Source organism: Streptomyces gilvosporeus (genome assembly GCF_002082195.1).
Classification (GTDB): Bacteria; Actinomycetota; Actinomycetes; order Streptomycetales; family Streptomycetaceae; genus Streptomyces; species Streptomyces gilvosporeus.
In genome coordinates this window covers 3,561,544-3,585,625 of sequence record NZ_CP020569.1, presented here as the reverse complement: position 1 = coordinate 3,585,625, position 24,082 = coordinate 3,561,544, and the positions used below count along the sequence as shown (strand labels likewise).

Annotated in this window: 21 protein-coding genes, 1 tRNA gene and 1 pseudogene; 11 read left to right on the top strand and 12 right to left on the bottom strand. The window is 72.0% G+C overall.

The features are described from left to right. Positions 1-243 precede the first annotated feature (243 nt). Complete coding sequence (locus B1H19_RS15775) at positions 244-837, top strand: histidine phosphatase family protein (protein ID WP_083105350.1); 594 nt, start codon at positions 244-246, stop codon at positions 835-837. A gap of 10 nt (positions 838-847) precedes the next feature. Here B1H19_RS15775 and B1H19_RS15770 read toward each other — a convergent pair whose 3' ends face one another. Continuing rightward, the gene (locus B1H19_RS15770) at positions 848-1,144 is read right to left on the bottom strand and encodes a putative quinol monooxygenase (RefSeq protein ID WP_083105349.1); all 297 of its coding nucleotides are present in this window, start codon (positions 1,142-1,144) and stop codon (positions 848-850) included. Between the two features lie 97 nt (positions 1,145-1,241). Next, positions 1,242-2,297 carry an aldo/keto reductase gene (locus B1H19_RS15765; protein WP_083105348.1) on the bottom strand — a complete coding sequence of 352 codons (1,056 nt, stop codon included), beginning with the start codon at positions 2,295-2,297 and terminating at the stop codon, positions 1,242-1,244. A 158-nt stretch (positions 2,298-2,455) separates the two neighbouring features. Here B1H19_RS15765 and B1H19_RS15760 point away from each other — a divergent pair, with 158 nt between their 5' ends. Continuing rightward, a complete protein-coding gene (locus tag B1H19_RS15760; protein ID WP_083105347.1) occupies positions 2,456-3,325 on the top strand; it encodes a helix-turn-helix transcriptional regulator in 870 nt (289 codons plus the stop codon). Between the two features lie 9 nt (positions 3,326-3,334). On the opposite strand, the gene B1H19_RS15755 is transcribed toward B1H19_RS15760, so the two are convergent. Continuing rightward, on the bottom strand, positions 3,335-4,741 hold the full coding sequence (locus B1H19_RS15755; RefSeq protein WP_083105346.1) for a transcriptional regulator: 1,407 nt from the start codon (positions 4,739-4,741) through the stop codon (positions 3,335-3,337). 244 nt (positions 4,742-4,985) lie between these two features. On the opposite strand from B1H19_RS15755, the gene B1H19_RS15750 reads away from it, so the two are divergent. Continuing rightward, entirely contained in the window at positions 4,986-5,414 is a 429-nt protein-coding gene (locus B1H19_RS15750) for a hypothetical protein (protein WP_083105345.1), read from the top strand. 19 nt (positions 5,415-5,433) lie between these two features. On the opposite strand, the gene B1H19_RS15745 is transcribed toward B1H19_RS15750, so the two are convergent. Next, entirely contained in the window at positions 5,434-6,615 is a 1,182-nt protein-coding gene (locus B1H19_RS15745) for a glycosyltransferase (RefSeq protein WP_083105344.1), read from the bottom strand. 894 nt (positions 6,616-7,509) lie between these two features. Here B1H19_RS15745 and B1H19_RS15740 point away from each other — a divergent pair. Further along, on the top strand, positions 7,510-7,779 hold the full coding sequence (locus B1H19_RS15740; protein WP_083105343.1) for a chaplin: 270 nt from the start codon (positions 7,510-7,512) through the stop codon (positions 7,777-7,779). 148 nt (positions 7,780-7,927) lie between these two features. Then, complete coding sequence (locus tag B1H19_RS15735; RefSeq protein WP_083105342.1) at positions 7,928-8,788, top strand: spermidine synthase; 861 nt, start codon at positions 7,928-7,930, stop codon at positions 8,786-8,788. Positions 8,789-9,027: 239 nt separating this feature from the next. On the opposite strand, the gene B1H19_RS37955 is transcribed toward B1H19_RS15735, so the two are convergent. Next, complete coding sequence (locus B1H19_RS37955) at positions 9,028-9,579, bottom strand: superantigen-like protein SSL4 (RefSeq protein ID WP_107426007.1); 552 nt, start codon at positions 9,577-9,579, stop codon at positions 9,028-9,030. A gap of 108 nt (positions 9,580-9,687) precedes the next feature. On the opposite strand from B1H19_RS37955, the gene B1H19_RS15725 reads away from it, so the two are divergent. From B1H19_RS15725 to B1H19_RS15715, 3 genes and pseudogenes are all read left to right on the top strand, one after another. Continuing rightward, positions 9,688-10,380: a response regulator transcription factor gene (locus tag B1H19_RS15725; protein ID WP_203237166.1), complete on the top strand. Its 693-nt coding sequence runs from the start codon at positions 9,688-9,690 to the stop codon at positions 10,378-10,380. Continuing rightward, positions 10,377-11,789 (top strand): sensor histidine kinase, encoded by a 1,413-nt coding sequence (locus B1H19_RS15720; RefSeq protein ID WP_083105340.1) that lies wholly within the window; start codon positions 10,377-10,379, stop codon positions 11,787-11,789. The genes B1H19_RS15725 and B1H19_RS15720 overlap by 4 nt, the downstream gene beginning before the upstream one ends. A 284-nt stretch (positions 11,790-12,073) precedes the next feature. Then, positions 12,074-13,050: pseudogene (locus tag B1H19_RS15715) on the top strand (chitinase); the annotation flags it as partial. A gap of 94 nt (positions 13,051-13,144) precedes the next feature. Here B1H19_RS15715 and B1H19_RS15710 read toward each other — a convergent pair. Then, complete coding sequence (locus B1H19_RS15710) at positions 13,145-14,074, bottom strand: helix-turn-helix domain-containing protein (RefSeq protein ID WP_083105339.1); 930 nt, start codon at positions 14,072-14,074, stop codon at positions 13,145-13,147. Positions 14,075-14,216: 142 nt separating this feature from the next. Between B1H19_RS15710 and B1H19_RS15705 the strand changes: the two genes are divergently transcribed. Then, the gene (locus tag B1H19_RS15705) at positions 14,217-14,870 is read left to right on the top strand and encodes an NAD(P)-dependent oxidoreductase (protein ID WP_083109669.1); all 654 of its coding nucleotides are present in this window, start codon (positions 14,217-14,219) and stop codon (positions 14,868-14,870) included. Between the two features lie 76 nt (positions 14,871-14,946). On the opposite strand, the gene B1H19_RS15700 is transcribed toward B1H19_RS15705, so the two are convergent. The 3 genes from B1H19_RS15700 to B1H19_RS15690 form a co-directional block, all read right to left on the bottom strand. Continuing rightward, positions 14,947-15,022, bottom strand: a tRNA-His gene (locus B1H19_RS15700). A 109-nt stretch (positions 15,023-15,131) separates the two neighbouring features. After that, positions 15,132-15,749, bottom strand: coding sequence for an oligoribonuclease (orn, locus tag B1H19_RS15695; RefSeq protein ID WP_083105338.1), 618 nt, complete (start codon positions 15,747-15,749; stop codon positions 15,132-15,134). A 5-nt stretch (positions 15,750-15,754) separates the two neighbouring features. Then, positions 15,755-17,044: a GlxA family transcriptional regulator gene (locus B1H19_RS15690; protein WP_083105337.1), complete on the bottom strand. Its 1,290-nt coding sequence runs from the start codon at positions 17,042-17,044 to the stop codon at positions 15,755-15,757. A 1,020-nt stretch (positions 17,045-18,064) separates the two neighbouring features. Between B1H19_RS15690 and B1H19_RS15680 the strand changes: the two genes are divergently transcribed. Next, a complete protein-coding gene (locus B1H19_RS15680) occupies positions 18,065-18,586 on the top strand; it encodes a universal stress protein (RefSeq protein ID WP_083105335.1) in 522 nt (173 codons plus the stop codon). A gap of 286 nt (positions 18,587-18,872) precedes the next feature. Here B1H19_RS15680 and glmS read toward each other — a convergent pair whose 3' ends face one another. Both glmS and B1H19_RS15670 read right to left on the bottom strand, forming a co-directional pair. Beyond that, the gene (gene glmS, locus B1H19_RS15675) at positions 18,873-20,699 is read right to left on the bottom strand and encodes a glutamine--fructose-6-phosphate transaminase (isomerizing) (RefSeq protein ID WP_083105334.1); all 1,827 of its coding nucleotides are present in this window, start codon (positions 20,697-20,699) and stop codon (positions 18,873-18,875) included. Between the two features lie 86 nt (positions 20,700-20,785). Continuing rightward, positions 20,786-21,061 (bottom strand): hypothetical protein, encoded by a 276-nt coding sequence (locus B1H19_RS15670; RefSeq protein WP_083109668.1) that lies wholly within the window; start codon positions 21,059-21,061, stop codon positions 20,786-20,788. Between the two features lie 218 nt (positions 21,062-21,279). Between B1H19_RS15670 and B1H19_RS15665 the strand changes: the two genes are divergently transcribed. After that, positions 21,280-22,872, top strand: coding sequence for a beta-N-acetylhexosaminidase (locus tag B1H19_RS15665; protein ID WP_083105333.1), 1,593 nt, complete (start codon positions 21,280-21,282; stop codon positions 22,870-22,872). 55 nt (positions 22,873-22,927) lie between these two features. On the opposite strand, the gene B1H19_RS15660 is transcribed toward B1H19_RS15665, so the two are convergent. After that, on the bottom strand, positions 22,928-24,082 hold the full coding sequence (locus B1H19_RS15660; protein WP_083105332.1) for an acyl-CoA dehydrogenase family protein: 1,155 nt from the start codon (positions 24,080-24,082) through the stop codon (positions 22,928-22,930).

Here is a 24,082-nt window from a genome sequence, read left to right as displayed (position 1 = left end):
GCGACGGCTCCTGCCCCGGCCCGCCCCGGCGCACGTTGCCCCCGGTTGCGTTCCCACCGTGGTCCTCCGGACCGCAATCCGCGACGGCTCCTGCCCCGGCCCGCCCCGGCGCACCTTGCCCCCGGGTACGGACAAATCGACCCCGTGCGCGATGATAGAAGCAGTTTCGCGGTCAACGCCGCCCGCGCCGAGAAAACGATCAACGACCCACCGAGAGATCGGCGAGAGGCGAGAGACACGACCATGGCAGCGCGCATCTTCCTGGCCCGGCACGGGCAGACCGAGTGGTCCCGCCTCGGCAAGCACACCGGCCGCACCGACATCCCCCTCCTGGACGAGGGCCGCCATGGCGCCAAACTCCTGGGCGAGCGGCTGCACCGCGCCCCCTGGAACGGCCTCCCCGACGTCGAGGTCCGCACCAGCCCGCTGATCCGCGCCAAGGAGACCTGCCAACTTGCCGGCTTCGGCGACCGGGCCCGGGACTGGGACGCGCTGATGGAGTTCGACTACGGCGCGTACGAGGGCCTGACCCCGGCCGAGATCAAGGCCACCCGCCCCGACTGGCTCATATGGCGCGACGGCGTCCCCGAGGGCGAGACCCTCGCCCAGGTGAGCGCGCGCGCCGACGAGGTCGTCACCTGGGCCCGCTCGGCCGACCGCGACGTCCTCGTCTTCGCGCACGGCCACATCCTGCGCGCCCTCGGTGCCCGCTGGCTGGGCCTGGACATCTCCTTCGGCGCCCGCATCCGTCTGGAGCCGACCTCCCTGTCGGTCCTGGGCTGGGCCTACGGCGAACCGGCCCTCGAACGCTGGAACGACACCGGCCACCTGGGCTGACGGCCGCCGGTCAGGAGCCGGGCGCGACCACCAGCTCCCGGATCGCGATCGGCTCGGCGAGCACCCGCTCCAGCACCTGTCGCACATGGCCGAAGTGCGGCGTGGCGAAGTGCTCGGCCAGGGCCTGCCGGTCCGTCCACTCCTCGACGATCACCATGCGGGCGGGGTCGTTGGGGTCGGCGTAGGGCCGGTAGGCGAGGCAGCCGGGCTCCTCCAGGGACGGTTCGATCATCGCCTCCAGGGCGGTGCGAAGGCGGTCCTCCTGGCCGTCCGCGGCCAGGCATTCGGCGACAACGACGAGGGACATGCTGCGGTCTCCTTGGGTGAGCAATCGGGCAACGGGGCGTCGGCAACGGGTCGTCGGCAACCAGGTGTCGCCAACAGGGGCGCTGACGGGACGCCGGTCACGGCCGGGCGGGCCCGCTGCCCGCCCCGGAGGCGGTGATCGCGGCCGCGATCTCCTCCAGGTCCGCCGGTGTCAGCGCGATACCGCCCGCCCCGGCCCAGCCGTCGACCTGTCCGGGCGTACGGGCCCCGACGATCGCCCCGGTGATGCCGGGCCAGGCCAGCGCCCACGCGATGGCCACCTCGGCGACGGTGGCGCCGTGCCGCTCGGCGACCGGCTCCAGGGCCTCGGCCACCTGGAGGTTGGCCGCCAGCCCCGTGGTGAAGTCACGGTGGGCGGTGCGCCAGTCCTCCTCGGGCAGCCCCGCCACGCGCTCTGCGCTGAAGGCGCCGGTGAGCAGCCCGGACTGGAGCGGGGAGTAGACGATCACGCCGGTGCCGTGGGCGTGCGCCCAGGCGATCTCGTCGGCCGCCGAGCGGTTGAGCGCGGAGAACGGCGGCTGGATGACGTCCACATGGGCGATCTTCTCGGCCGCCGCGAGCTGCTCGGGCGAGTGGTTGGACAGGCCGATCGCGCGGACCTTGCCCTCGGCCTTCAGATCGGCCATGACCTGCCAGTACTCCTCCAGCGGCGTGGCGTTGGGGGACACCGGCCCGCTGCCGTCGCCCACGTACTCCAGGGACTCACCGCTGTCCGGCCAGTGCACCTGGTAGAGGTCGATGCGCTCGGCCTTCAGCCGCCGCAGCGAGTCCTCGACCTCGCGGCGCACACTGGCCGGCGCCATGGTCCGGCGCGGCGCGGCCTGCGGATCGGCCGGATCCCACACCAGCCCGACCTTGGTGAACAGATACGGCCGTTCGGCCTCGGGCAGCCCGGCGACGGCCTTGCCGACCAGTTCCTCGGCGTGCCCGAGGCCGTAGACGGCGGCGGTGTCGATCCAGTTGATGCCGGTGGCGAGCGCGTGCCGGATCGCCGACACGGACTCGGCGTCATCGGTGGCGCCCCAGCCGAAGTGCCAGCCCGGTCCGGCGATCGCCCAGGAACCGAGGCCGACGCGGGTGATGCTCATGCCGGTGGTGCCCAGGGGGCGGGTGGGCAGCGAAGTGGCGGTCATGTCCTGGTGCTCCTTGGGAGAGACGGTGCCGGGGGCCAGGGCGGCGCCCGGCCGGTGACCCCAACTCTGGCCGCCGCCAAGGGCCTTACCCAGTGGCGGCCGGAGCCTGGGCACGGCATGACCAGGCGCGAAGGCCCGTGCGGCGCGATACTCGCCCTATGACGAGGCCACTGGACAGACGCGCAGAACTGGGCGAGTTCCTCCGCTCCCGACGGGCCCGGCTGCGGCCCGAGGAGCTGGGACTGCCGGACCACGGCAGCCGGCGACGGGTCCCCGGCCTGCGCCGCGAGGAACTCGCCCTGCTGGCCGGCGTCAGCGTCGATCACTACATCCGCCTGGAACAGGGCCGCACCCTCCACTTCTCCGAAGCCGTCCTGGACGCCGTCGCCCGCGCCCTGCGCCTGGACCCCGTGGAGCGCGCGCACCTCTACCGGCTGGCCCGCCCCTGGCCGGACGGGGACGCGGCACCGGGGGCGAGGGAGCGGCAGCGCGTACGCCCGGGGCTGCAACGGCTACTGGACTCGGCGTCCGACGTCCCCGCGTACATCGTCGGCCGCAATACCGACGTCCTGGCCTGGAACCGCCTCGCCGCCGCGCTGATCACCGATTTCGGCGCGCTGCCGCCCCGTCAGCGCAACCTGGCCCGCCTGGTGTTCCTCGACGAGGGCATGCGCAGCCTGTACGCCGACTGGCCCGGCAAGGCGAGCGATGTGGCGGCCTACCTGCGCCTCGACGCCGGACGCCATCCCGACGACCCGCAGACGGCGGAACTGATCGCGGAACTGACCGCCTCCGGGCCGGAGTTCGGCACGCTGTGGGCCGAGCACCGGATCAAGGACAAGACCCACGGACGGTACGTCTACCGCCATCCCGCCGTCGGCACTCTCGACCTCGGCTTCGAAACCCTACGGCTGCCGGACGACCCGGACCAGGCGCTGATCGCGCACACCGTGGAGAGCGGCTCCCCGTCCGAGACCGCGCTGCACCTTCTGGCGGCGTGGGCGCAGGAGAGCCTGCCGACGCGCTGAGCCCGCCGGTCAGGGCGCCGCGGCCACCGCCCCCGCGGACGCCGTGTGCCGCTCCAGGAAGTCGGCGACCGGGCCGAGTCCGCGGTGGGCGTGCAGCCGGCGGGCGGTGCGGTCGAGCATCGCGCGGATACGGGCGGAGCCGACCTGGTCCAGCAGGGCCAGCGCCCGCGTACCGGCCGCGGCGGCCTCCTCCAGGGCGCCGCTGTCGGTCAGATCGCCCGCCAGCTCGGCGGTGAACAGCGCGATGTTCCGGGTGAAGTGAGGATCCTGCAGACTTACTGCCCGCCGCGCCAGCTCCGCCGCGCGCTCCCCGTCGCCCAGCGCCGACCAGCACTGCGCCTCCAGGCCCGCGAGCTCCGCCTCGCCGTAAAAGGTCATCCATTCCGGGTCGTTGTCCGCCGTGCCGCCCGCGAACAGCCGCTCGGCCCGGCTCAGCGCCTGCTCACAGCCGCTGCGGTCGCCCAGGACGGCCCAGCCGCCCGCCTCCCGCAGCGCCAGCAGCGACAGCAGCCGGGGTGAGCCCAGATGCTTGGCGGCCTGCTGCGCGGCCTGGGCGGCGCGCACCGCCTCGCGCGGACGGTCGGCATCGCGCGCCAGGAAGGCGGTGTTGCAGAAGGCGTGCGCCTCCAGGGCCGCGTCCCCGCAGACCCGGGCGGTGGCCAAAGCCTCGGCGTAGTGCGAGCGGGCGTCGCCGAAGCGGCCCGAGTCGTGCGCCAGCCAGCCCACGGTGATGGCCAGTTCGCCCGCCCCGGAGTGCAGCCGGTCGGCCACCGAACGGCGCTGGACACCGGAGTCCAGCAGGTCGTAGGCGGCCCGCAGCGGTGCGGTGGCGCGACGGTAGATGCCCTCGGCGCCGTGCCGGTCGTCCAGCAGCCGGATCCGGCGCACGGCCTCCTCGACGGCGGTGGCCTCGGCCGCACCGGCCCGCCCGCCCGGCGTCCGGGGGCGGGGTACGGCGGCGGCTTCGGCGGGGTGCAGGGCGGCGATGCCCAGGGCGGCCGCCGGGCCGCCGGTGATGAACGCGCGACGCAGCACGTCGCTCTCCTCGCAGATCTGGATACAGGTATCGCGGTGGTCGGGATCGAGTGCCAGGGGCGCGGCGTTCACCGCCGTACGCGCCCCCCGTCCGCGTACCGTCTCGCGTGGCGCGAAACCCATGTCCGGCAGCGCCAGCCCGGGAAACATGTGCCGGAACACGCGCTCATAGGCGTAGTTCGGGCAGCGGATCTCCCCGGACTCGACGCGCCCGACATAGCGGGCGTCGCACGAGACCTGCTCTCCGATCTCACGGGCGGACCGTCGGACCGCCGCCGCGAACTCGCCCGGGGACAGCCGGCCGCGCAGCTGTCGGAAGGCGGTGTTCGGACGGGCGGGTACGGTGCGGGACGACGCTGATTTTGCTGTTGGCGACGCCATGGCGGACCCTCTCCGTGGCCTTTCCGTGCCATCTTGTGGCGGTGCCGCGTCCTGGCGGTGCGGCGGGACGACCGTACCGGCTACCAGGGGCGCAGTAGCCAGCGTTTGGCAACAAACCACACATCTCGCCCGCGATCTGCCATGAAGTGCCATCCTTTGCAGCGTTACGCCGCCGTAGCTGTTGACACCCGAAACCGTTGAACTCGGTGTAAAGGCGCGGCGCGTGCATGAGGAGGGGTTCTCCATGTGGGAGACCGGCGTGAGCAGGGGCGTGGGCGGATCCGAACCGGGCGCGCCGCAGGCCCCCGAAGAGCCCTGTGACCTCGTCACGGTGCCCGCCCGGCAGGGGCTGGAGGCCGTCGACATCCTGCGCCTGCGGGACGGCGTCGGCCCCGTCCTGCACGACGGCACCTGTGACACCCTCGGCTTCCTGGTGCCGCCCGGCACCGCCGACGGCTGGGACGTCCCGGGCAGCGCCTGCACCCAGACCTACGGGCGCGGCATCGCACTGGGGGAGTTGTGCGACGACGACGCACCGGAGCCGCCGGTGTCGGGCACCGGCTGGCTGGTGCCGCCGGAGGGCGCGTACGCCGATGCCACCGACCCGGTCGTCCTGCGGGCGGCGCTCGGCGAGGCGGCCCGCACCATCGAGGCCGTCGACCGCTGCCAGTGACCGCGGCGGCCGCGCCCCCTCAGCGCTGCGGGGCCGGCTCCGGAGGCGGGGGCTGCGCCCCGGGGGTCCGCCGGCGTGCCGGTGCGGCCGCGACGGCCGCTTCGTAGACGGCCATCAGGGACTCGGCGCTGCGCTCGATGTCGTAGCGCCGCACCACCGGGGGCACCGGCAGCCGCGGCGCCCCGCCGCGCCGCACCTCGCGCAGCGCGGTGGTCAGCTCGAAGGTGACGGGCCCGATCCGGCGGGCCCCCGGCGGATGGTCAGCGGGCAGTTCGTCGACGGCCGGACAGCTGCCGTACAGCACCGGCAGCCCCGCCGCGAGCGCCTCCAGGAGGGCCGACCCGAACGCCTCGTCCTGGGAAGGCGAGACGAACACATCGGCCGCCGCCAGCAGCCCGGGGATGCCGAGACCCTTCGCCGGCCCCTCCTCCGGACCGCGGTCCAGCGCGCCGAGCAGATGGATCCGGTCGCCCGACCCGAACTGCCGCGCGGCCCTTCGCAGCATCGCGTGCTCCGGTCCGTCACCCGCCAACAGCAGGTGCACACCGGAGAGTTGGGTGACCGCACGGACCAGGACGTCGAACCGCTTGGCCGGTACGAGCCGGCCCGCACCGCCGACCACGAAGGCGTCCAGAGGAATGCCGAGCCGGATGCGGACGGCGGAGCGGACCAGCGGATCGTGCCGGAAGCGGTCCGCGTCGATGCCGTGGGGCACCACATGGATGCGCGCCTCCGGGACGCCCCAGCGGCGCAGCCGGGCGGCGACGGTGTCCGAGACGGCGACGGTCGCCGAGCCGAGCCGCTCGGTGGCCCGGTAGAGGATGCGCACCCCGCGGGTCGGCCGGCGGCCCTCGATGACCGCATCGCCCAGCGAGTGCTCGGTGGCGACCACGGCCCGCACACCCGCCAGCCGCGCGGCGATCCGGCCGTAGACGCAGGCGCGGTAGAGATGGGTGTGCACCAGGTCGTAGCCGCCGTCGCGGATGAGCCGGGTCAGCCGGGGCAGCACCCGCAGGTCACGGCTGCCGGCCATGCCCAGGTGGGCGACGGGGATGCCGTCGGCCCGGATGCCGTCGGCGAGGGGACCGGGACCGGTGAGCGCGACGACCTCGCAGCGGGCCGGCAGCCGCCGCAGCATCAGCCGCAGCTGCTGCGCGGCGCCGCCCACCTCCAGACCGGTGATGACATGCAGGACCTTCATCACGTGCTGCTCCCCTGATAGCCGGGCGGACGGAGGACAGCCGGGCCGACGGAAACCCCGCGGGAAATTCGGTGCGCCGGTCAGCGCGCGGAGCCGGTCCGGACGAAGAGCGCGCCGAGCGGATATCCCTCGGCGCGGATGGTGAACCGGAATTGGGGACGGACGCCGCCGGACCGCAGTGCAGGCCCGGGGCCGAATACGGCGGAATGACCTCCCGCGGTGTTGCGGTAAGCGGGCCGCGCGGCGGCGCTCCGGCCGAAATCTCCGGGGCCGGAATCGAGGGGGCGGGAATCACGAGGGCGGGGAATCCACAGCCCTTTCCGGCTTGTCGAAAGGGTGCGGCGGTTTGCATTCGGCCGCCGAAATCCGTCCCGCCGCGCCACGCCGCACAGCGGCTCCCGGGCATTTCGGTACGCGACGACGACCGGGTTCCGGCCGGCGCGGTCGCCGGTGAGGTGCACCGTCCGGTGGCGGTGGCCGGGGTGAGCGGATTCTCCGGGAGCCGGCGCGGCCACCGTCGTGGGCCGGTCCGATGACGGCGCGGTCGGCAATGCCAAAGCCGTCGGCGCGCAAACCGTGGCGCGGCTGCTGCGGCCCGTCGACTTCCGCATCCCCATCCTCTCCCGAATCCCGCGGCCGGTACGGCCCTAAGTCAGAACGGTACGGCCCTCAGTCAAACAAGAGAGCACTCTGACAGAAAGCGCCGGGGAAATCGGGACAGGCGCGCCGGGCGTCGGCCGGGCTCTGCCAATCAGCGGAATACCGTTACCGCCTCCGGTTGGTAGTAAAGGACCGGACGGGCGAACCTTTTCCCGGAAGGGCGAATGGCCGCATCCCCGACTCGGGATGCTCGTTGTGACCCATGCCCCATTCGCGAATGAAAGGAGAAAGGTGATGAAGCGATTCGTCAGGACCACCACCATGGCTGCGGTGAGCTGTGCCATGGTGCTGGGCGGTGCATCCGTCGCCACCGCCGGCGGTCACCACCACCACCACGGCCGCGGCGGCGCGACTGCCATCGGCTTTGCGAAGCACTCCCCGGGTGCGTTCAGCGGCAACGTCATCCAGGTCCCGATCGACATCCCGATCAATGTGTGCGGCAACAGCGTCGACTTCCTTGCGCTGATCAACCCGGCGTTCGGGAACATCTGCATCAACAAGTGACCTGAGCGCCGGTCCGGAAGGGCATCGGGCCGGCGGGTCGTGGTGTGCTGCGGCGGGCCGCCCGGGGCAAGCGCCCCGGGACGGGCCGCCGCTTCGCCGTGCCCGGGGGCCGCGCCCGGTGGCGCGCCGCCCACCGGATACTTGAGGCATGGCAAAGAGCAGGCGCGGGCGCGGCGGCCCGGAATCCGTCACCCGAACGGTGGACGGCGGACTCGCCGAGCTCCGTCCCGACCGGGACCGTCCGCGCGGCTGGACGCTGCTGATCGACGGGGCCCCGCAGTCGCATGTGGACCTCGACGATCCGGCGTACCTGGAGTTCTCCTACCAGCGCCGACTCGGCCATGTCGCCGACCTCGCCGCGCCGCCCGGCAAACCGCTCCAGGCCGTCCATCTCGGCGGCGGGGCGCTGACCATGGCGCGCTATATCGCGGCCACCCGGCCCCGCTCCACCCAGCAGGTGCTGGAGATCGACACCCCGCTCGTCCAACTGGTCCGCGAGCGGCTCCCGTTGGAGAGCGGCTGGCGTATCCGGGTGCGGGGGACGGACGCCCGCGCGGGGCTGGCGAAGATCCCGGACGGCTGGGCGGACCTGATCATCGCGGACGTCTTCGGCGGGGCCCGTACGCCGTCGCATCTGACCAGCACGGAGTTCGTGGCCGAGGTGCGGCGGGCGCTGCGGCCCGGCGGCTGCTACGCGGCCAACCTCGCCGACGGCCCGCCGCTGCGCTTTCTGCGCGGCCAGATCGCCACCGTCCGTACGGCTTTCCCCGAGCTGTGCCTGACCGCCGACCCGGCCGTCCTGCGCGGCAAACGCTTCGGCAACGCCGTACTCCTGGCCTCCGACCGCCCCCTTCCCCTCGCCGAACTGACCCGCCGCGCAGCGAGCGACCCGCACGCCGGCCGCGTCGAACACGGCCGCGCCCTCCTGGACTTCACCGGCGGCACACCTCCTGTCACCGACGCCACGGCAGTGGCCTCCCCGCCTCCGCCGGCGGACACCTTCGCCTGACGACACCGCGATCGGGGAACTCACGGGCCCCGTGGAGCTTGCCGACTGCGGCCGGGGATTCACGGTCGCGGCCGCGGAACTGGCGTCGGCGGCAGGGGAATACCCCTCCCGCCCGCCGCGTTGTGGCCCCGCAGGGGGGCCTCGCGTCCCCTAGGGGATCCGTTCGAACGCCCCCTAAGGGTTGCGCCCCCTAAGAGTTGCGCCCCCAAGAGCCACGAGCCTGCTCGCCGGCCCTCGCCCTAGCTGGTCTGATAGCTCGTCTGCACCGTCGGTGGGTGCCCGTTCCATGTGCAGATCACCGATGAGTGGGACGCGGCGCCGGTGAATTCCACCCGGAGCCACTCGTCCTGTTTCCACACCTGCATTTCCCAGCCGGAGTTGGGCGTCGCCGACACCAGCTCCGCGGACCGGGCGCCCATGTCGAGGACGACCCGGCCGCCCGCCGTGACGTAGCTCCTGATCCGGCCGTCGGTGGTGGGGGAGGAGCCGGTCGGCGGGGCGAGGGTGGGGTGGTGGGGCCGGTCGTCGCCGGTGGGGTGGGAGGGGGTGGCGGAGGGGGAGTGGGAGGGGTGGTCCGCCGAGGCGGAGGGCTTGGGGCGGTGGGTGGAGGAGGCGCGGGGCGTGGCCGCGCCGCCCGCGGTCAGGTGGTCGGAGAGCGGCAGTGCGCGGGGCGCGTCGTAGGCCGTACCCGAAAGCACCGTGTGCACGCCGAACCATGACAAGGTGACCGCGGCGCCCGTCGCCAGCGTCCAGGCCAGTGCGTGAACCAGTCCTCGTTGCATTTGGCTCATACTGCACCACCGCCGTGCCCCGTCGCAGCCCTCCCGCGACGGGCGGCATCTCCGCCGGGCGTCAACCTCGGGCAGGCGTGGTGGCCCGAATGGCGTACGGTGCCGCCCATGGCACGTGTGCTCGTCGTCGAGGACGATCAGTTCGTACGCTCGGCCCTCATCCGTCATCTGACCGACGCCTCCCACGCGGTACGCAGCGTCGGCACCGCCCTGGAAGCGCTGCGCGAGGTGGCGCAGGTCGGCTTCGACGTGGTCATTCTCGACCTGGGACTGCCGGACCTGGACGGTTCCGAGGCGCTGAAGATGCTGCGCGGTATCACCGATGTGCCGGTCATCATCGCCACCGCCCGGGACGACGAGGCCGAAATCGTACGGTTGCTGAACGACGGCGCCGACGACTACCTCACCAAGCCGTTCTCCGTCGAACATCTCTCCGCCAGGATGGCGGCCGTGCTGCGCCGCTCCCGCGTGAGCGCCACCGGGACGGAACCGCCCTCCCGGGTGATGCGGGTAGGCGGCCTGACCATCGACCCGCTGCGCCGCCAGGCCGAACTGGACGGGGCGGCGCTCGATCTGACCCGCCGCGAATTCGACCTGCTGGCCTTCCTCGCCGAGCGGCCGGGCGTGGTCGTGGCCCGTAAGGAACTGCTCGCCGAGGTCTGGCAGCAGGCGTACGGGGACGACCAGACCATCGACGTCCATCTCTCCTGGCTCCGCCGCAAACTGGGCGAAACCGCGGCCAAGCCCCGTTATCTGCACACCCTGCGGGGTGTGGGCGTGAAGCTGGAGCCCCCGCTGTGAGATGGGCGCTGGTCAAGGTGGCGCTGGCGGTCACCGTGATGGTCGTGGTGGCGTTCGCGATACCGCTCGGGCTCGTCGTCAAGGAGATGGCCAGCGACCGCGCGTTCTCCAACGCCGAGCGGCAGGCCGCCACCATCGGCCCGGTCCTCGCCATCACCACCGACCGCACCCAGCTCGAACGCGCCCTGGCCAGCGCGGAGACCGGCCCCGGCGGCCGGATCGGCATCCATGTCCCGGCCGGCGGCGCCAACGCCCGCCCCCTGGAGATCGGCACCCGCCGGGCCGCCCCCCAGGACGTGGCCGCCGCGGTCAGACTGGGCCGCGCCTCCATCTCGCCCGTCCCCGGCGGCTCCTGCCTCCTCCAGCCGACCGCCGTCGCCTCCGGTATCGCCGTCGTCGAGGTGTTCGTCCCGGACGAGGCGCTCACCAACGGGGTCACCACCTCCTGGGTGGTGCTGGCCGGCGTCGGCCTGGCGCTGATCATCGGCTCGGTCGCCGTCGCCGACCGGCTCGGCACCAAGATGGTGCGCCCCGCCGAGCGGCTGGCGGGCGCCGCGCACGACCTGGGCAAGGGAAAGCTCGGGGTACGCGTCCCCGAGGACGGACCGAAGGAGCTGCGCTCCGCGGCCAGCGCCTTCAACTCGATGGCCGACCAGGTCGTCCAACTGCTCACCAACGAACGCGAACTGGCCGCCGACCTCTCGCACCGGCTGCGCACCCCGCTCACCGTCCTGCGCCTGAACGCCGCCTCGCTGGGCGACACCCCGGCCGCCGAACAGACCCGGGCCGCCGTCGCACAACTGGAGCGCGAGGTCGACCAGATCATCCGCACCGCCCGCGAGCAGAAGGCGCACACCCAGCAGGTCGCCGCCGCGGCCGGCTGCGACGCCGCCGAGGTGATCCGGGAGCGGATGGCCTTCTGGTCGGCGCTGGCCGAGGACGAGGGCCGTACGGTGCGGATCGCGGGCGCCGACCGTCCCGTCCGCATCCCGGTCGCCCGCCCCGACCTGGCCGCCGCGCTGGACGCGATGCTCGGCAACGTCTTCCGGCACACGCCCGAGGGCACCGCCTTCGCGGTCGATGTGCACAACGCCGACGACGCGGTGATCGTGCTGGTCTCGGACGCGGGGCCGGGGATCGAGGACCCGGACGCGGCGCTGCGGCGCGGTCACGGCGGTGGCGGGGACGGTTCCACCGGGCTCGGCCTGGACATCGTGCGCCGGCTGGCCGAATCCACCGGCGGCGATGTCCGTATCGGCCGCTCGGTGCTGGGGGGCACCGAGGTACGGGTCTGGCTGGCGCGGGAGGACGGGCGGCAGGCCGCGCACGGGGTACGGCGCGGCCACCGGCTGCGGCGCCGCCTGGGCGCCCGGGGGCGGCGCGCGCTCCGGGCCGGCAGGGGTTCCTGACCGGACGGGCCGCCGGGGCCTCTTAACCGGCCCCTTCCGCTTCCTTAAGCGGGCCATAATTCCGCCAACGGCCGCCCCAATACCGGCAATTGTCCGTTTGCCGGCCGCTAGCGTGCGGGGCACACCCGGATGCACCCCCAGTGCACCACCGGCGCACCCCCCTCGGCGCACCCCCAGTGCACCCAGCCCCCACGCGACGACAGGCAGGACCCCCATGACTCCCTCGGCACACCGCCGCCGCACCAGCCGGACCACCAAGCTGATCGTGACCGGCGCGGCCGCCGCCGTCGCGGCCGGCGGCGCCTTCGCCGTCGCCGGCTCCGCCATGGCCTCCAAGGCACCGCAGACCGGCGCCCGCTCCGCGAAGGCGGGCGCCGGTTTCGCCCCGTACGTCGACACCTCCCTCACCCCCGCCTACGACCTGGCGGACACCGCCAAGAAGACCGGGGTGAAGACCTTCAACCTGGCCTTCGTCACCTCCGGGGGCGGCTGTACGCCCAAGTGGGGCGGCGTGGTCGACCTCGGCAACGACCCGGTGGCCAAGCAGATACCCGCGCTCCGCAAGGCCGGCGGCGACGTCCGGGTCTCCTTCGGCGGCGCCAACGGCTCCGAGCTGGGCCTGACCTGCCAGTCCGCCGACCAGCTGGCCGCCGCATACGGCAAGGTCATCGACCAGTTCAAGCTCACCAAGGTCGACTTCGACATCGAGGGCAGCACGCTGCCCAACACCGCGGCCAACACCCGCCGCGCCCAGGCCGTCGCCCAGCTCCAGAAGAAGCACCCGGACCTGGACGTCTCCTTCACCCTCCCGGTCATGCCGGAGGGCCTGACCCAGGACGGCGTGAACCTCGTCGCCAACGCCAAGAAGAACGGCGTCAAGACCAGTGCCGTCAACATCATGGCGATGGACTACGGAGCCTCCTACAACGGCAACATGGGCACCTACGCCGCCAAGGCCGCCACCGCCACCCAGGGCCAGCTCAAGAAGGCCCTCGGGCTGAGCGACGCGGCCGCCTGGAAGGCCGTCGCGGTCACCCCGATGATCGGTGTCAACGACGTCCAGCAGGAGGTCTTCAAGCTCGACGACGCCGCCGCACTGGTGAAGTTCGCCCAGAGCAAGCACCTGGCCGGGCTGTCGATGTGGTCCGCCACCCGCGACAAGGCATGCCCGGGCGGCGGCAACTCCGCCCAGCCGACGTGCAGTTCCATCGACCAGAAGCCGCTGGACTTCACCAAGGCGTTCGGCGCCTACACAGGCTGACCCCCACCGGCGGTCCGCCCCCACGTACCCGGACCGCCGCCCGCCAGGCAGGGCGCAGCGGACTTCGTCCCCCCACCCGCTGCGCCCTGCCGTCTTATGCGTGCACGGCCCCCGCCCCGCCCCGTACCGCAGCGCGAAAGGCGATCGGCGTCGTCCCCGCCCGGCGCTGGAAGAACTTGGTGAAGTTGGTGGCGTCGGCGAAGCCCAGACGGTCGGCGATACGGGCCGCGGACTGATCGCCGTGGGCCAGCAGGCGTTTGGCCTCCAGGACGACCCGGCGGTCGATGAACTCCTTGGCGCCGACTCCCGACCCGGCCTCGGCGGCGCGCGAGAGGGTACGGGGCGCATAGCCCAGCGACCGGGCGTAGTCGGCGACCCGGCGGGTACGGGTGAAGTCCCGTTCCACCGCGTCCCGGAAGCGCAGATAGGTCTCGCCGGCCTCGCAGCCGCCCGGTGCGGCCGTCTCCCCGCCCGGGTGCGCGGCCCGCAGCACCAGGACGGCCAGCAGATGCCGCAGCACTTCGAGGTGGATGTCCAGGGGGAGCCCGCCCAGCGCCCCGAATTCGTCGTGCAGGGCCCGCATCGCGGCGTCCAGGTGCCGCGCCGCCGCGCCTTCGGGGTGCCGTACGGCGGGTCCGTACCAGTCCTCCACCCGGGCCGCGGCCGCCGTCGACGGATCCAGGAAACCGGCCTCGAAGAGCACCAGTCGCCCCTCCGCGCCGGTCAGATCGCCGAAGTGCTGGACCTGCCCGGGGCGTGACCACAGCAGATCGCCCGGGGCGAGGACGTGCTCACGGAAGTCGACGCTGTGCACCAGCCGGCCGCGGTCCAGGAGCAGCAGGTGGTGGAAGCCGGGGCGGTGCGGCGTGGACAGCCGGCAGGCGTCCGCGCGCTCGCGCAGTGCGGCGAGGGTCAGCACCTCCACGCCCGCGGGCCGCCCGGCCGGCGCGGAAAACGCCACCTCCCGGATCTCCGGTACCGGCGCCTGCTCGGTCCCCGCCCCCTCCTGTCGCTTTTTGACCATCGCCGGTCCCTTCCCTACCCCGAAATGCCCCGATCCTGGCCCTAGCGTAGAAGACGTCGGCAGAACCGCTGACGGAAAACGACAGTCCGCTCCGCGCACCTGGATGGATGCCGCCGGACGCAACCACAGCTGGGAGACCCCCATGTCCACCACGATCGCTCTCTTCGGGGCCAACGGCACCATCGGCAGCCGCATCCTGAACGAGGCCCTGCAGCGCGGTCACCAGGTCACCGCGGTCGTCCGCGACCCCGCGAAGATCACCACCAGCCACCCGAACCTGACCGTGACCACCGGCGACGTCCTCGACCCGGCGTCCGTCGCCGCCGTGGCCAAGGGCAAGGACGTCGTGGTCAGCGCGGTCGGCGGCGGGGGCGCCGAGGGCCACCGCGCCACCATCGAGCCCGCCGCGAAGTCCCTCGTCAGCGGGGTGCGCACGCTCGGCGACGAGGCCCCCCGGCTGATCTCCGTCGGCGGTGCCGGCTCGCTGCGCACCCCCGACGGCACGCAGGTCTGGGACAAGGAGGGCATCCCCGACTTCCTGCTGGAGATCATGCACGCCCACGGCGACGCGCTGGACTTCTACCGCACCGTCTCCGATGTGCGCTGGACCAATCTCAGCCCGGCCGCCCTGATCGAGCCCGGTGAGCGCACCGGCGCCTACCGCACCGCCACCGAGGACCTGGTCACCGCCGAGGACGGCAGCAGCCGGATCTCCGCCGAGGACTACGCCGTCGCCCTCGTGGACGAGATCGAGCGCCCCGCCCACATCGGCGAGCGGTTCGCCGTCGGCTACTGAGCCCCGGCACCCGCGCGCCGAAAACACTCGCCGGAAACACTCAAGGCCCCCGATCAGTGATCGGGGGCCTTGACAGTGGGGTGAGTAACGGGACTTGAACCCGCGACATCCTGGACCACAACCAGGTGCTCTACCAGCTGAGCTATACCCACCATGACCGGTGCTGTGTGGTTCTTTTTCCCCACCGGCTGAGAAAAAGTGTACAGGGTCTTGAGGGGTGCTCGCTCCCGGGTTTCGCGCACCCGGGAGCGAGCTGGGTCACTACGGTGCGGACTGCCCCTCGGCAGGCAGGACGTGCTTGGCCGCGATGGCCTTGGCGGTCTCGCTGTCCGGGCCGGGCTGCGGTACGAAGAGCGCCTCCCGGTAGTAGCGCAATTCCGCGATGGATTCACGGATGTCCGCCAGAGCCCGGTGATTACCGCTCTTGTCCGGACTGTTGAAGTACACCTTCGGATACCAGCGCCGGGCCAGTTCCTTCACGGAGGAGACATCGACGATCCGGTAGTGCAGATAGTCCTCGAGCGTCGGCATGTCGCGCAGCAGAAAGCCCCGGTCGGTGCCGACGGAGTTCCCGCACAGCGGGGCCTTCCCCGGCTCCGGCACGTGCTGCTTGATGTACTCCAGCACCTGCCGTTCGGCTTCCTCCAGCGTCGTACCGGAGTCCAGCTCGGCCAGCAGCCCGGAGGTGGTGTGCATGACGCGCACCACCTCCGGCATGGTGGTCAGTGCCTCGGCCGGGGGGCGGATCACCACATCCACCCCCTCGCCCAGCACATTCAGCTCCGAGTCGGTGACCAGGGCGGCCACCTCGATGAGCGCGTCGTTCGCCAGCGAGAGACCGGTCATCTCGCAGTCGATCCACACCATGCGATCGTTCATGCGTCTCACCCTACGGGGCGCTCCCGCTGGCTGGGCAGCACGGGGCGGGCCGTGCCACGGGAGACGGGCGCCTCCGGGATCCGAGCGGCGTAGGCGTCCGAGGTCGGTTTCCCGGCCCCGTCCGGCTCCGCCGCGGCCAGCGCGGCCGCCGTTCCGTGCCCGGCCACCGTGGCGAACCGCTCCGCACCGCCGGGCACCGGCCCGGGCCGCTCCCCGCGCTCCGGGCGCTCGCCCCGCTCCGGCCGCAGCGACGGCTCGGGTCCCCCGTTCTGCGGCCGGCGGGCCCGGTAGGCCGCGCGGTAGGCCGCGGGCGAGGCGCCCAGCTGCCGCCGGAAGTGGCCGCGCAGGGCGACCGGCGAACGGAATCCGCAGCGCCCGGCGACCTCGTCCACCGAATAGTCGGAGGTCTCCAGCAGCCGCTGCGCCTGGAGCACCCGCTGGGTGATCAGCCACTGCAACGGCGCGCTCCCGGTCAGGGAACGGAACCGCCGGTCGAACGTGCGCCGGCTCATATAGGCGCGCGCCGCCAGGGTCTCCACGTCGAACTGCTCGTGGAGGTGCTCCAGCGCCCAGGCGACGACCTCGGCCAGCGGGTCGGCGCCGATCTCCTCTGGTAAAGATCGGTCGAGGTAGCGCTGGTGCCCCATATCGGAGGCGGTGCGGCGCGGGGGTACGACCAGCCTGCGGGCCAGTGCGTTGGCCGCGTCCGCGCCGTGATCGCTGCGCACGATGTGCAGGCACAGATCGATACCGGCGGCCGTGCCCGCGGAGGTGAGCACGTCGCCGTCGTCGACGAAGAGCTCGCGCGGGTCCACATGGACGGACGGATAACGCTTGGCGAGCGTCGGCGCGTACATCCAATGGGTGGTCGCAGGGCGGCCGTCGAGCAGTCCGGCCGCGGCGAGGACGAACGCCCCCGTGCACAGCCCGACGATTCTGGCCCCCTCTTCATGCGCGCGGCGCAGCGCATCGAGCGCTGCGGGCGGCGGGGCCTGGGTGATGGAACGCCAGGCCGGTACGACGACCGTCCCGGCACGGGAGATCGCCTCCAGCCCGTAGGGGGCGGAAAGTTCGAGCCCCCCGGTCGTGCGCAAAGGCGCATCTTCGCCAGCGCACACAAGTAGCCGGTACCTCGGAACGCCGGCGTCTTGGCGGTCGATGCCGAAGACCGAGAGCGGAATGGAGCTCTCGAAAATGGGACCGCCGCTGAAGAGGAGCACCGCGACTATTTCGCGGCGTCGTCGTGCGGCGAGCTTGCGTGCGGCATCTGGTACGGCAGCGGAGTCCTGGCTCATGGCACTTAAGCCCCCCTCGGTCGTCTCGCCCTCTCGGTCCTGCACAGTTCCCCCGCTGTAGCTACCAAGATCGAATCTACTGTGCCCCGTGAGGATGGAGTGCCAAGTTCACCACCCGCTGGTATGTCGATATGGCAACTTGGCGCGAAGCATTCGATCACGAAGCGTTCCACTCGTCGGGCCTCCAGGGAAAGTACGCGTCTCGGCTCTGCCCGTTCGCAGTAGGGCACAACCATGCCCGGCGGTCCTTTCCGCCCAGCTCACACCCAGGTTGGGGGGTGGTGGGGGGTGGGGTCGGATCCCGGCTAGAAGTTGGCTGAAAACGTGCGTGCGCAGACTTGCGGGAGCCCTATTCGACCGGCGTACGCCGCTCCTCATATCGGCCGCCCCCGTGCACTACCGCCCCCATTTGCCCTGTTCTGCACCGGTGCCGTCCGACCTCTCGCACCCGGACCCGGGCCGCGGCCCGTTCGGATTGCCGCAGCAGTGCGCGGCACACGCAGGTCACCGCCGCCAGCCCGGCGCCGGCGGCGGCCGCGCCGCCGACCGGGGTGCCGCTCGCGAGCAGAACGCACGGCACCAGGGCGCAGCTGAACGCGCCCCAGCGCACAAGATCTCTCACTGGGTCGGGTGATCTCTTGGACGGTGCGGGCATCGCGGGCTCCCTTCCGGCGGGCAGCTACTACAACGCCGCCGACGATCACGGGTCACCGCGAGGGGTACGTACGGGGGCAGGGCGGGGCATTGCCATCGGCGCCACGCTCCGGCATGCTCCGGGGAACGTTCGAGGCCCTTGACCCCCTCGGCGGGTGCCCCGTGCCCGCGCCGGAGTCTGGGCAGCGGAGGAGTGGCGCCGTACTCTTGGGGTATCGGGTTGGGAAGATGATTCCCAGTCGTATCGTTCCTCTTTGAACTATGGCTCGCGCTTCGCGATCGAACCAGCTCAGTCAACTGCCGGATCAAGTCAATCGCCGTTCCCCGTTCGCCCCTCCGCAAGAGGACGTCCTCGCCGAGACACCAATGGCCGGTCACGAATTCCCCGAACCCGCGGACCGCAAGCAGGTCGCCGATCCGATGGCGGACCTCGAAGCGGCGGAAGAGACCTCGCGCTCCTGCGACCCTGCGTTCCGGCACGGTGTCGTGGTCGGCTTCGACGGTTCCACATCGAGCGAACGCGCGTTGGCGTATGCAATCGGTATGACGCGGCGCTTCGGCTCCGGGCTGATCATCGTCCATGTGGCCAACCGGCTGCCGACGACCGTCTGGGCGGGCTGCGAGCCCCCGGTCTTCGTGGACGTGCCCGATCACCGCACCGAGGTGCTGGGGCTGGAGCTGGCCTGCGCCGACCATCTCACCGAGGTCCCCTGGATCCTCGTCGAGCGCGGCGGGGACATCTGCCACGAACTGGAGGAGGTCGGCCGGGAGTACGCGGCCGACGCCATCGTGGTCGGGTCCACCCACGGCATCGTCGGCCGGATCTTCGGCTCGGTGGCCGGGCGGCTGGCGCGGCGTGCGCAGCGGCCCGTCATCGTCATCCCCTGACCGCTCCTCGGGCGATCGGTTCTCCTCGGCTTGTGCACAGTTGAGGGGGCGTCATGGGGATTGTGGGCAGTTGCGGAGCCGACCGGTCCGCGGAAGTGGAATGCGCCGTTGTGGGGGGTAAAAGACCGTCACGTGTTTCGCGGCACCGACGTGCTGCCCACCGGGAGGTGACGGTCTCCGGGGTGGCGGCATCCCGCCGGCGTATGGGCGACGCCGGCAAGGGGAGGCGGCGGCGTTGTGCGTATGGTGGCACGCGCAACGACGCCGCCCCGCCGTTTGCCGGGGACTACTCCACCGTGACCGACTTGGCCAGGTTGCGCGGCTTGTCGATGTCGCGGCCCAGGGCCAACGCCGTGTGGTAGGCGAGGAGTTGGAGCGGGATGCCCATCAGGATCGGGTCCAGCTCGGGCTCGTTCTTCGGGACGATGATGGTGTGGTCGGCCTTGTCCTGCTCCTGGTGCGCGACGGCCAGGATGCGGCCGCTGCGGGCCTTGATCTCCTCCAGCGCGGCGCGGTTCTTCTCCAGCAGGTCGTCGTCCGGGACGATCGCGACGGTCGGCATGGCGGGCTCGATGAGCGCCAGCGGGCCGTGCTTGAGCTCGGAGGCCGGGTACGCCTCGGCGTGGATGTAGGAGACCTCCTTGAGCTTCAGGGAGGCCTCGCGGGCCACCGGGTAGCCGCGCACCCGGCCGATGAACATCATCGACTTGGCGTCCGCGTAGCGCGTCGCCAGCTTCTTGATCTGCTCCTCGCCCTTGAGGATCTCGTCGATCTGGCCGGGCAGCCGGCGCAGGCCCTCGATGATCCGCTTGCCGTCCGAGACGGACAGATCGCGGATGCGGCCCAGGTGCAGCGCGAGCAGCGCGAAGGAGACCACCATGTTGGTGAAGCACTTGGTGGACACCACGCAGACCTCGGGGCCGGCGTGGACGTAGATGCCGCCGTCGGTCTCGCGGGCGATCGCCGAGCCGACGACGTTGACCAGGCCCAGCACCCGCGCGCCCTTGCGCTTGAGCTCCTGGACGGCCGCCAGCACGTCGTAGGTCTCACCGGACTGGGAGACCGCGACATAGAGCGTGTCGGGGTCCACGACGGGGTTGCGGTAGCGGAACTCGGAGGCCGGTTCGGCGTCCGAGGGGATGCGGGCCAGCTCCTCGATCATCTGGGCGCCGATCTGGCCGGCGTGGTACGAGGTGCCGCAGCCGAGGATCTTCACCCGGCGGATCGTGCGGGCCTCGCGGGCGTCCAGGTTCAGCCCGCCCAGGTGCACGGTGGAGAAGCGGTCGTCGATCCGCCCGCGCAGCGCGCGGTCCACCGCGTCGGCCTGCTCGGAGATCTCCTTGTGCATGTACGTGTCGTGGCCGCCCAGGTCGTAGGACTCGGCCGCGTACTCGACGGTCTCCGGCGTCGCCGTCGTACGGGAGCCCTCGGTGGTGTAGGTGCGGTAGTCGTCGGCCTTGAGGGTGGCCATCTCGCCGTCGTCCAGCGTGACGACCTGGCGGGTGTGCGAGACCAGCGCGGCGACGTCGGAGGAGACGAACATCTCGTGCTCGCCGATGCCCAGGACGACCGGGGAGCCGTTGCGGGCGACGACGATGCGGTCGGTGAAGTCGGCGTGCAGGACGGCGATGCCGTACGTGCCTTCGATGTGCCGCAGCGCCTCGCGGACCCTCTCCTCCAGCTTCTCGGCCGTCGAGCGGCCGATGAGGTGGGCGAGGACCTCGGTGTCGGTCTCGGAGGCGAACTCCACACCGTCGGCGGTCAGGCGGGCGCGCAGCTCGGCGGCGTTGTCGATGATGCCGTTGTGGACGACCGCGACCTTGCCCTCGGCGTCGAGGTGCGGGTGGGCGTTGTCGTCGGTCGGCGCGCCGTGGGTGGCCCAGCGGGTGTGGGCGATGCCGGTGGTGCCGGCGAAGCGCTTGGGCAGCCGGGACTCCAGCTCACGGACCCGGCCCTTGGCCTTGGCGGTCCGCAGGCCCCCGGACTTGCCGGTGCCGCTCGCGTGCAGGGCGATGCCCGCCGAGTCGTAGCCGCGGTACTCCAGCCGCTGCAGCCCCTCCAGGAGCAGCGGAGCAACATCGCGCTTGCCGATATATCCGACGATCCCGCACATACTGCGACCTCCGAGTGAGTCGTGGTGACGGACGTACTTTGCGTTCTTGGTCTGTTCCGGTGTGCCCGGCGCCCTGTGGGGGCGCGTCAGCCGTAGACGAGGCGGCGCAGCTGGCGTATCGAGAGGGCCGGCGGGGACACGGCGCGCTGGGGCAGCTCGTGGGAGATCCGCTCGAAGATCGCTTCGTTCCGCAGCCCCTGGGACTGCAGCTCGCGGTGTCTGCGGCGGACGAACCCCTCGGTGGTCTCGTCGAAGTACGCGAGCACGTCCAGGACCACCCGGGCGGCCTCGCCGCGCTGTAGCGGCGTGCTGCGCACCAGGTGGTCAACGAGGTCCTCGTGGGACGGACGGCGATCGAGCACCCGTTGATACTGCTGAACCGCGCCGGGAATCGCAAGAAATCTGCCCGACATCGGGCAGATCCCTGGGATGGCGCTCGGAAACTGGTCTAAACCTTGACCGCGTACGACGCTCACGGTACGCATGGTCACCGTTCGGTCGCTCCATGCCATGCAGGACATGCCAGGCACACTGTGCCGATCACACCCGCCGTGCACATGAGGTCGCGAAGGGACCGCCGATGAGACGACGCCGACTCTTCTTCTCGCTGCTGTTGCTCTCGGTGGCGGGGCTGGGCACCTCCGCCGCCTCCGCCCGGCCGTCCGCCGCCCCGCCCGCGCCCCTCGACCGGGTCATCCCCGCACCGGCCTCCGTACGGCCCGGCGGCACCCCGTACACCCTCGACGCGCACACCCGCATCCGCGTCCCGGACGGCTCGGCCGAGGCCCGGCGGGTCGGCTCCTATCTGGCGGGCATGCTGCGCCCGGCCACCGGATACCGCCTGCCGGTCACCACCAAGGACGGCCGCGACGGCATCGTGCTGCGGCTCGGCGGGCCCGGGACCAGGGCGCTGGGCGCGGAGGGCTACCGGCTTGCCTCCGGCGCCCGCGCGGTCACCATCAGTGCCGGCCGGCCCGCCGGGCTCTTCCACGGCGTCCAGACGCTGCGCCAGCTGCTTCCCGCGAGCCTGGAGAGGCGCACCGAACAGCCCGGGCCGTGGCGTCTTGCCGGCGGCGTCATCTCCGATTCCCCGCGCTACGCCTACCGCGGCGCGATGCTCGACGTCTCCCGGCACTTCTTCACCGTCGACCAGGTCAAGCGCTATATCGACCAGCTGGCGATGTACAAGATCAACAGGCTGCATCTGCATCTGTCCGACGACCAGGGCTGGCGGATCGCCCTGAAGTCCTGGCCCCGGCTGGCCACCTACGGCGGCTCCACACAGGTGGGCGGCGGAGAGGGCGGCTACTACACCAAGGACGACTACCGCGAGATCGTCGACTACGCCGCGAGCCGCTATCTGACCGTCGTCCCCGAGATCGACATGCCCGGCCACACCAACGCCGCGCTCGCCTCCTACGCCGAGCTCAACTGCAACGGCCAGGCCCCGCCGCTCTACACCGGCACCAACGTCGGCTTCAGCTCGCTGTGCGTCCCGAAGAAGGTGACCTACGACTTCGTCGACGACGTCGTCCGCGAGATCGCGGCGCTCACCCCCGGCCGCTCTCTCCACATCGGCGGCGACGAGGCGCACTCCACCAGCCACGACGACTACGTGGCCTTCATGGACAAGGTGCAGCCGGTGGTCGCCAAGTACGGCAAGACGGCGATCGGCTGGCACCAGCTGACCGGCGCCCACCCCGCGAAGGGCGCCATCGCCCAGTACTGGGGTTACGACGCCACCAGCGCGGCCGAGCGCAAGCAGGTCGCCGACGCCGCCCGCAACGGCACCGGGCTGATCCTCTCGCCCGCCGACCGCGCCTACCTCGACATGAAGTACGACAAGGACACCCCGCTGGGGCTGCACTGGGCCGGCTATGTGGGCGTCCGGCGGTCCTACGACTGGAACCCGGGCACGTACCTGGACGGCGCGCCCGGGAACGCGGTCGTGGGCGTCGAGGCGCCCTTGTGGAGCGAGACCCTCTCGACCTCCGCGCACATCGAGTACATGGCCTTCCCCCGGCTCCCGGGCATCGCCGAACTGGGCTGGTCGCCGGCCGGCACCCACGACTGGCCGTCCTACCGCGAGCGGCTGGCCGCACAGGGGCCCCGCTGGGACGCCATGGGCATCCACTACTTCCGTTCGCCGGAGGTGCCCTGGCCCGCGCGGTGAGCGGGCCGGCCGGACGTCCCGTGACGTCCGGCCGGTACGGGTCCCGGTCCCGGTCCTAGACCCCCAGCTCCCGGGCGATCAGCATCCGCTGGACCTCGCTCGTGCCCTCGCCGATCTCCAGGATCTTGGCGTCGCGCCACATCCGGGCGACGGGGTACTCGTTCATGAAGCCGTAGCCGCCGTGGATCTGGGTGGCCTCGCGGGCGTTGTCCACCGCGATCTCGGAGGAGTAGAGCTTGGCCAGCGCCGCCTCCTTCTTGAAGGGTTCGCCGTGGACGAGGCGGGAGGCGGCGTCGCGCCAGGCCAGCCGGGCGGTGTGGGCGCGCATCTCCATGTCGGCGAGTTTGAACCGGATGGCCTGGTTGGCGGCGATCGGACGGCCGAAGGCGCGGCGCTCCTTGGCGTAGGCCACCGACTCGTCCACACAGCCCTGCGCCAGCCCGGTGGCCAGCGCCGCGATGGCGATCCGGCCCTCGTCGAGGATGCGCAGGAACTGGGCGTAGCCGCGGCCCTCCTCGCCCAGGAGGTTGGCGGCCGGGACGCGGACGTCGGAGAAGGACAGTTCGCGGGTGTCGGAGGCGTTCCAGCCGACCTTGGAGTACGGGGCGGCGACGGTGAAGCCGGGCGTGCCGGACGGGATGATGATCGAGGAGATCAGCGGGCTGCCGTCGGCCTTCCTGCCCGTGACGGCGGTGACCGTGACCAGGCCGGTGATGTCCGTACCGGAGTTGGTGATGAAGCATTTGCTGCCGTTGATCACCCAGTCATCGCCGTCGCGTACCGCCGTCGTCCTCGTCGCGCCCGCGTCCGAGCCGCCGTCCGGTTCGGTCAGGCCGAAGGCGCTGAGCAGCTCGCCGCTGCACAGTCTGGGCAGCCAGGTGCGCTTCTGCTCCTCCGTGCCGAAGCGGTAGAGGGGCATGGCGCCGAGCGAGACGCCGGCCTCCAGGGTGATGGCCACCGAGGAGTCGACCCGGGCCAGCTCCTCCAGGGCGATGCCGAGCGCCAGATAGTCGCCGCCCATCCCGCCGTACTCCTCGGGGAAGGGCAGTCCGAACAGCCCCATCTCGCCCATCTGCCGGACGATTTCGTACGGGAACTCATGCCGTTCGTAGTAGTCGCCGATCTTGGGGGCGACAACGTCGTGCGCGAACGCCTCTACCGTGCGCCGGAGTTCTTCCAGCTCGTCGGGCAGGCGGTGATCCAGGGACAT

Bases quoted from the DNA above. Each gene is read 5' to 3' on its own strand.
- orn (WP_083105338.1), bottom strand. From the start codon at position 15,749: ATGAACGATCGCATGGTGTGGATCGACTGCGAGATGACCGGTCTCTCG.
- B1H19_RS15770 (WP_083105349.1), bottom strand. From the start codon at position 1,144: ATGTCCCTCGTCGTTGTCGCCGAATGCCTGGCCGCGGACGGCCAGGAG.
- glmS (WP_083105334.1), bottom strand. From the start codon at position 20,699: ATGTGCGGGATCGTCGGATATATCGGCAAGCGCGATGTTGCTCCGCTG.
- B1H19_RS15665 (WP_083105333.1), top strand. From the start codon at position 21,280: ATGAGACGACGCCGACTCTTCTTCTCGCTGCTGTTGCTCTCGGTGGCG.
- B1H19_RS15735 (WP_083105342.1), top strand. From the start codon at position 7,928: ATGGCAAAGAGCAGGCGCGGGCGCGGCGGCCCGGAATCCGTCACCCGA.
- B1H19_RS15740 (WP_083105343.1), top strand. From the start codon at position 7,510: ATGAAGCGATTCGTCAGGACCACCACCATGGCTGCGGTGAGCTGTGCC.
- B1H19_RS15750 (WP_083105345.1), top strand. From the start codon at position 4,986: ATGTGGGAGACCGGCGTGAGCAGGGGCGTGGGCGGATCCGAACCGGGC.
- B1H19_RS15705 (WP_083109669.1), top strand. From the start codon at position 14,217: ATGTCCACCACGATCGCTCTCTTCGGGGCCAACGGCACCATCGGCAGC.
- B1H19_RS15765 (WP_083105348.1), bottom strand. From the start codon at position 2,297: ATGACCGCCACTTCGCTGCCCACCCGCCCCCTGGGCACCACCGGCATG.
- B1H19_RS15745 (WP_083105344.1), bottom strand. From the start codon at position 6,615: ATGAAGGTCCTGCATGTCATCACCGGTCTGGAGGTGGGCGGCGCCGCG.
- B1H19_RS15760 (WP_083105347.1), top strand. From the start codon at position 2,456: ATGACGAGGCCACTGGACAGACGCGCAGAACTGGGCGAGTTCCTCCGC.
- B1H19_RS15680 (WP_083105335.1), top strand. From the start codon at position 18,065: ATGGCCGGTCACGAATTCCCCGAACCCGCGGACCGCAAGCAGGTCGCC.
- B1H19_RS15660 (WP_083105332.1), bottom strand. From the start codon at position 24,082: ATGTCCCTGGATCACCGCCTGCCCGACGAGCTGGAAGAACTCCGGCGC.
- B1H19_RS15710 (WP_083105339.1), bottom strand. From the start codon at position 14,074: ATGGTCAAAAAGCGACAGGAGGGGGCGGGGACCGAGCAGGCGCCGGTA.
- B1H19_RS37955 (WP_107426007.1), bottom strand. From the start codon at position 9,579: ATGAGCCAAATGCAACGAGGACTGGTTCACGCACTGGCCTGGACGCTG.
- B1H19_RS15725 (WP_203237166.1), top strand. From the start codon at position 9,688: ATGGCACGTGTGCTCGTCGTCGAGGACGATCAGTTCGTACGCTCGGCC.
- B1H19_RS15755 (WP_083105346.1), bottom strand. From the start codon at position 4,741: ATGGCGTCGCCAACAGCAAAATCAGCGTCGTCCCGCACCGTACCCGCC.
- B1H19_RS15775 (WP_083105350.1), top strand. From the start codon at position 244: ATGGCAGCGCGCATCTTCCTGGCCCGGCACGGGCAGACCGAGTGGTCC.
- B1H19_RS15690 (WP_083105337.1), bottom strand. From the start codon at position 17,044: ATGAGCCAGGACTCCGCTGCCGTACCAGATGCCGCACGCAAGCTCGCC.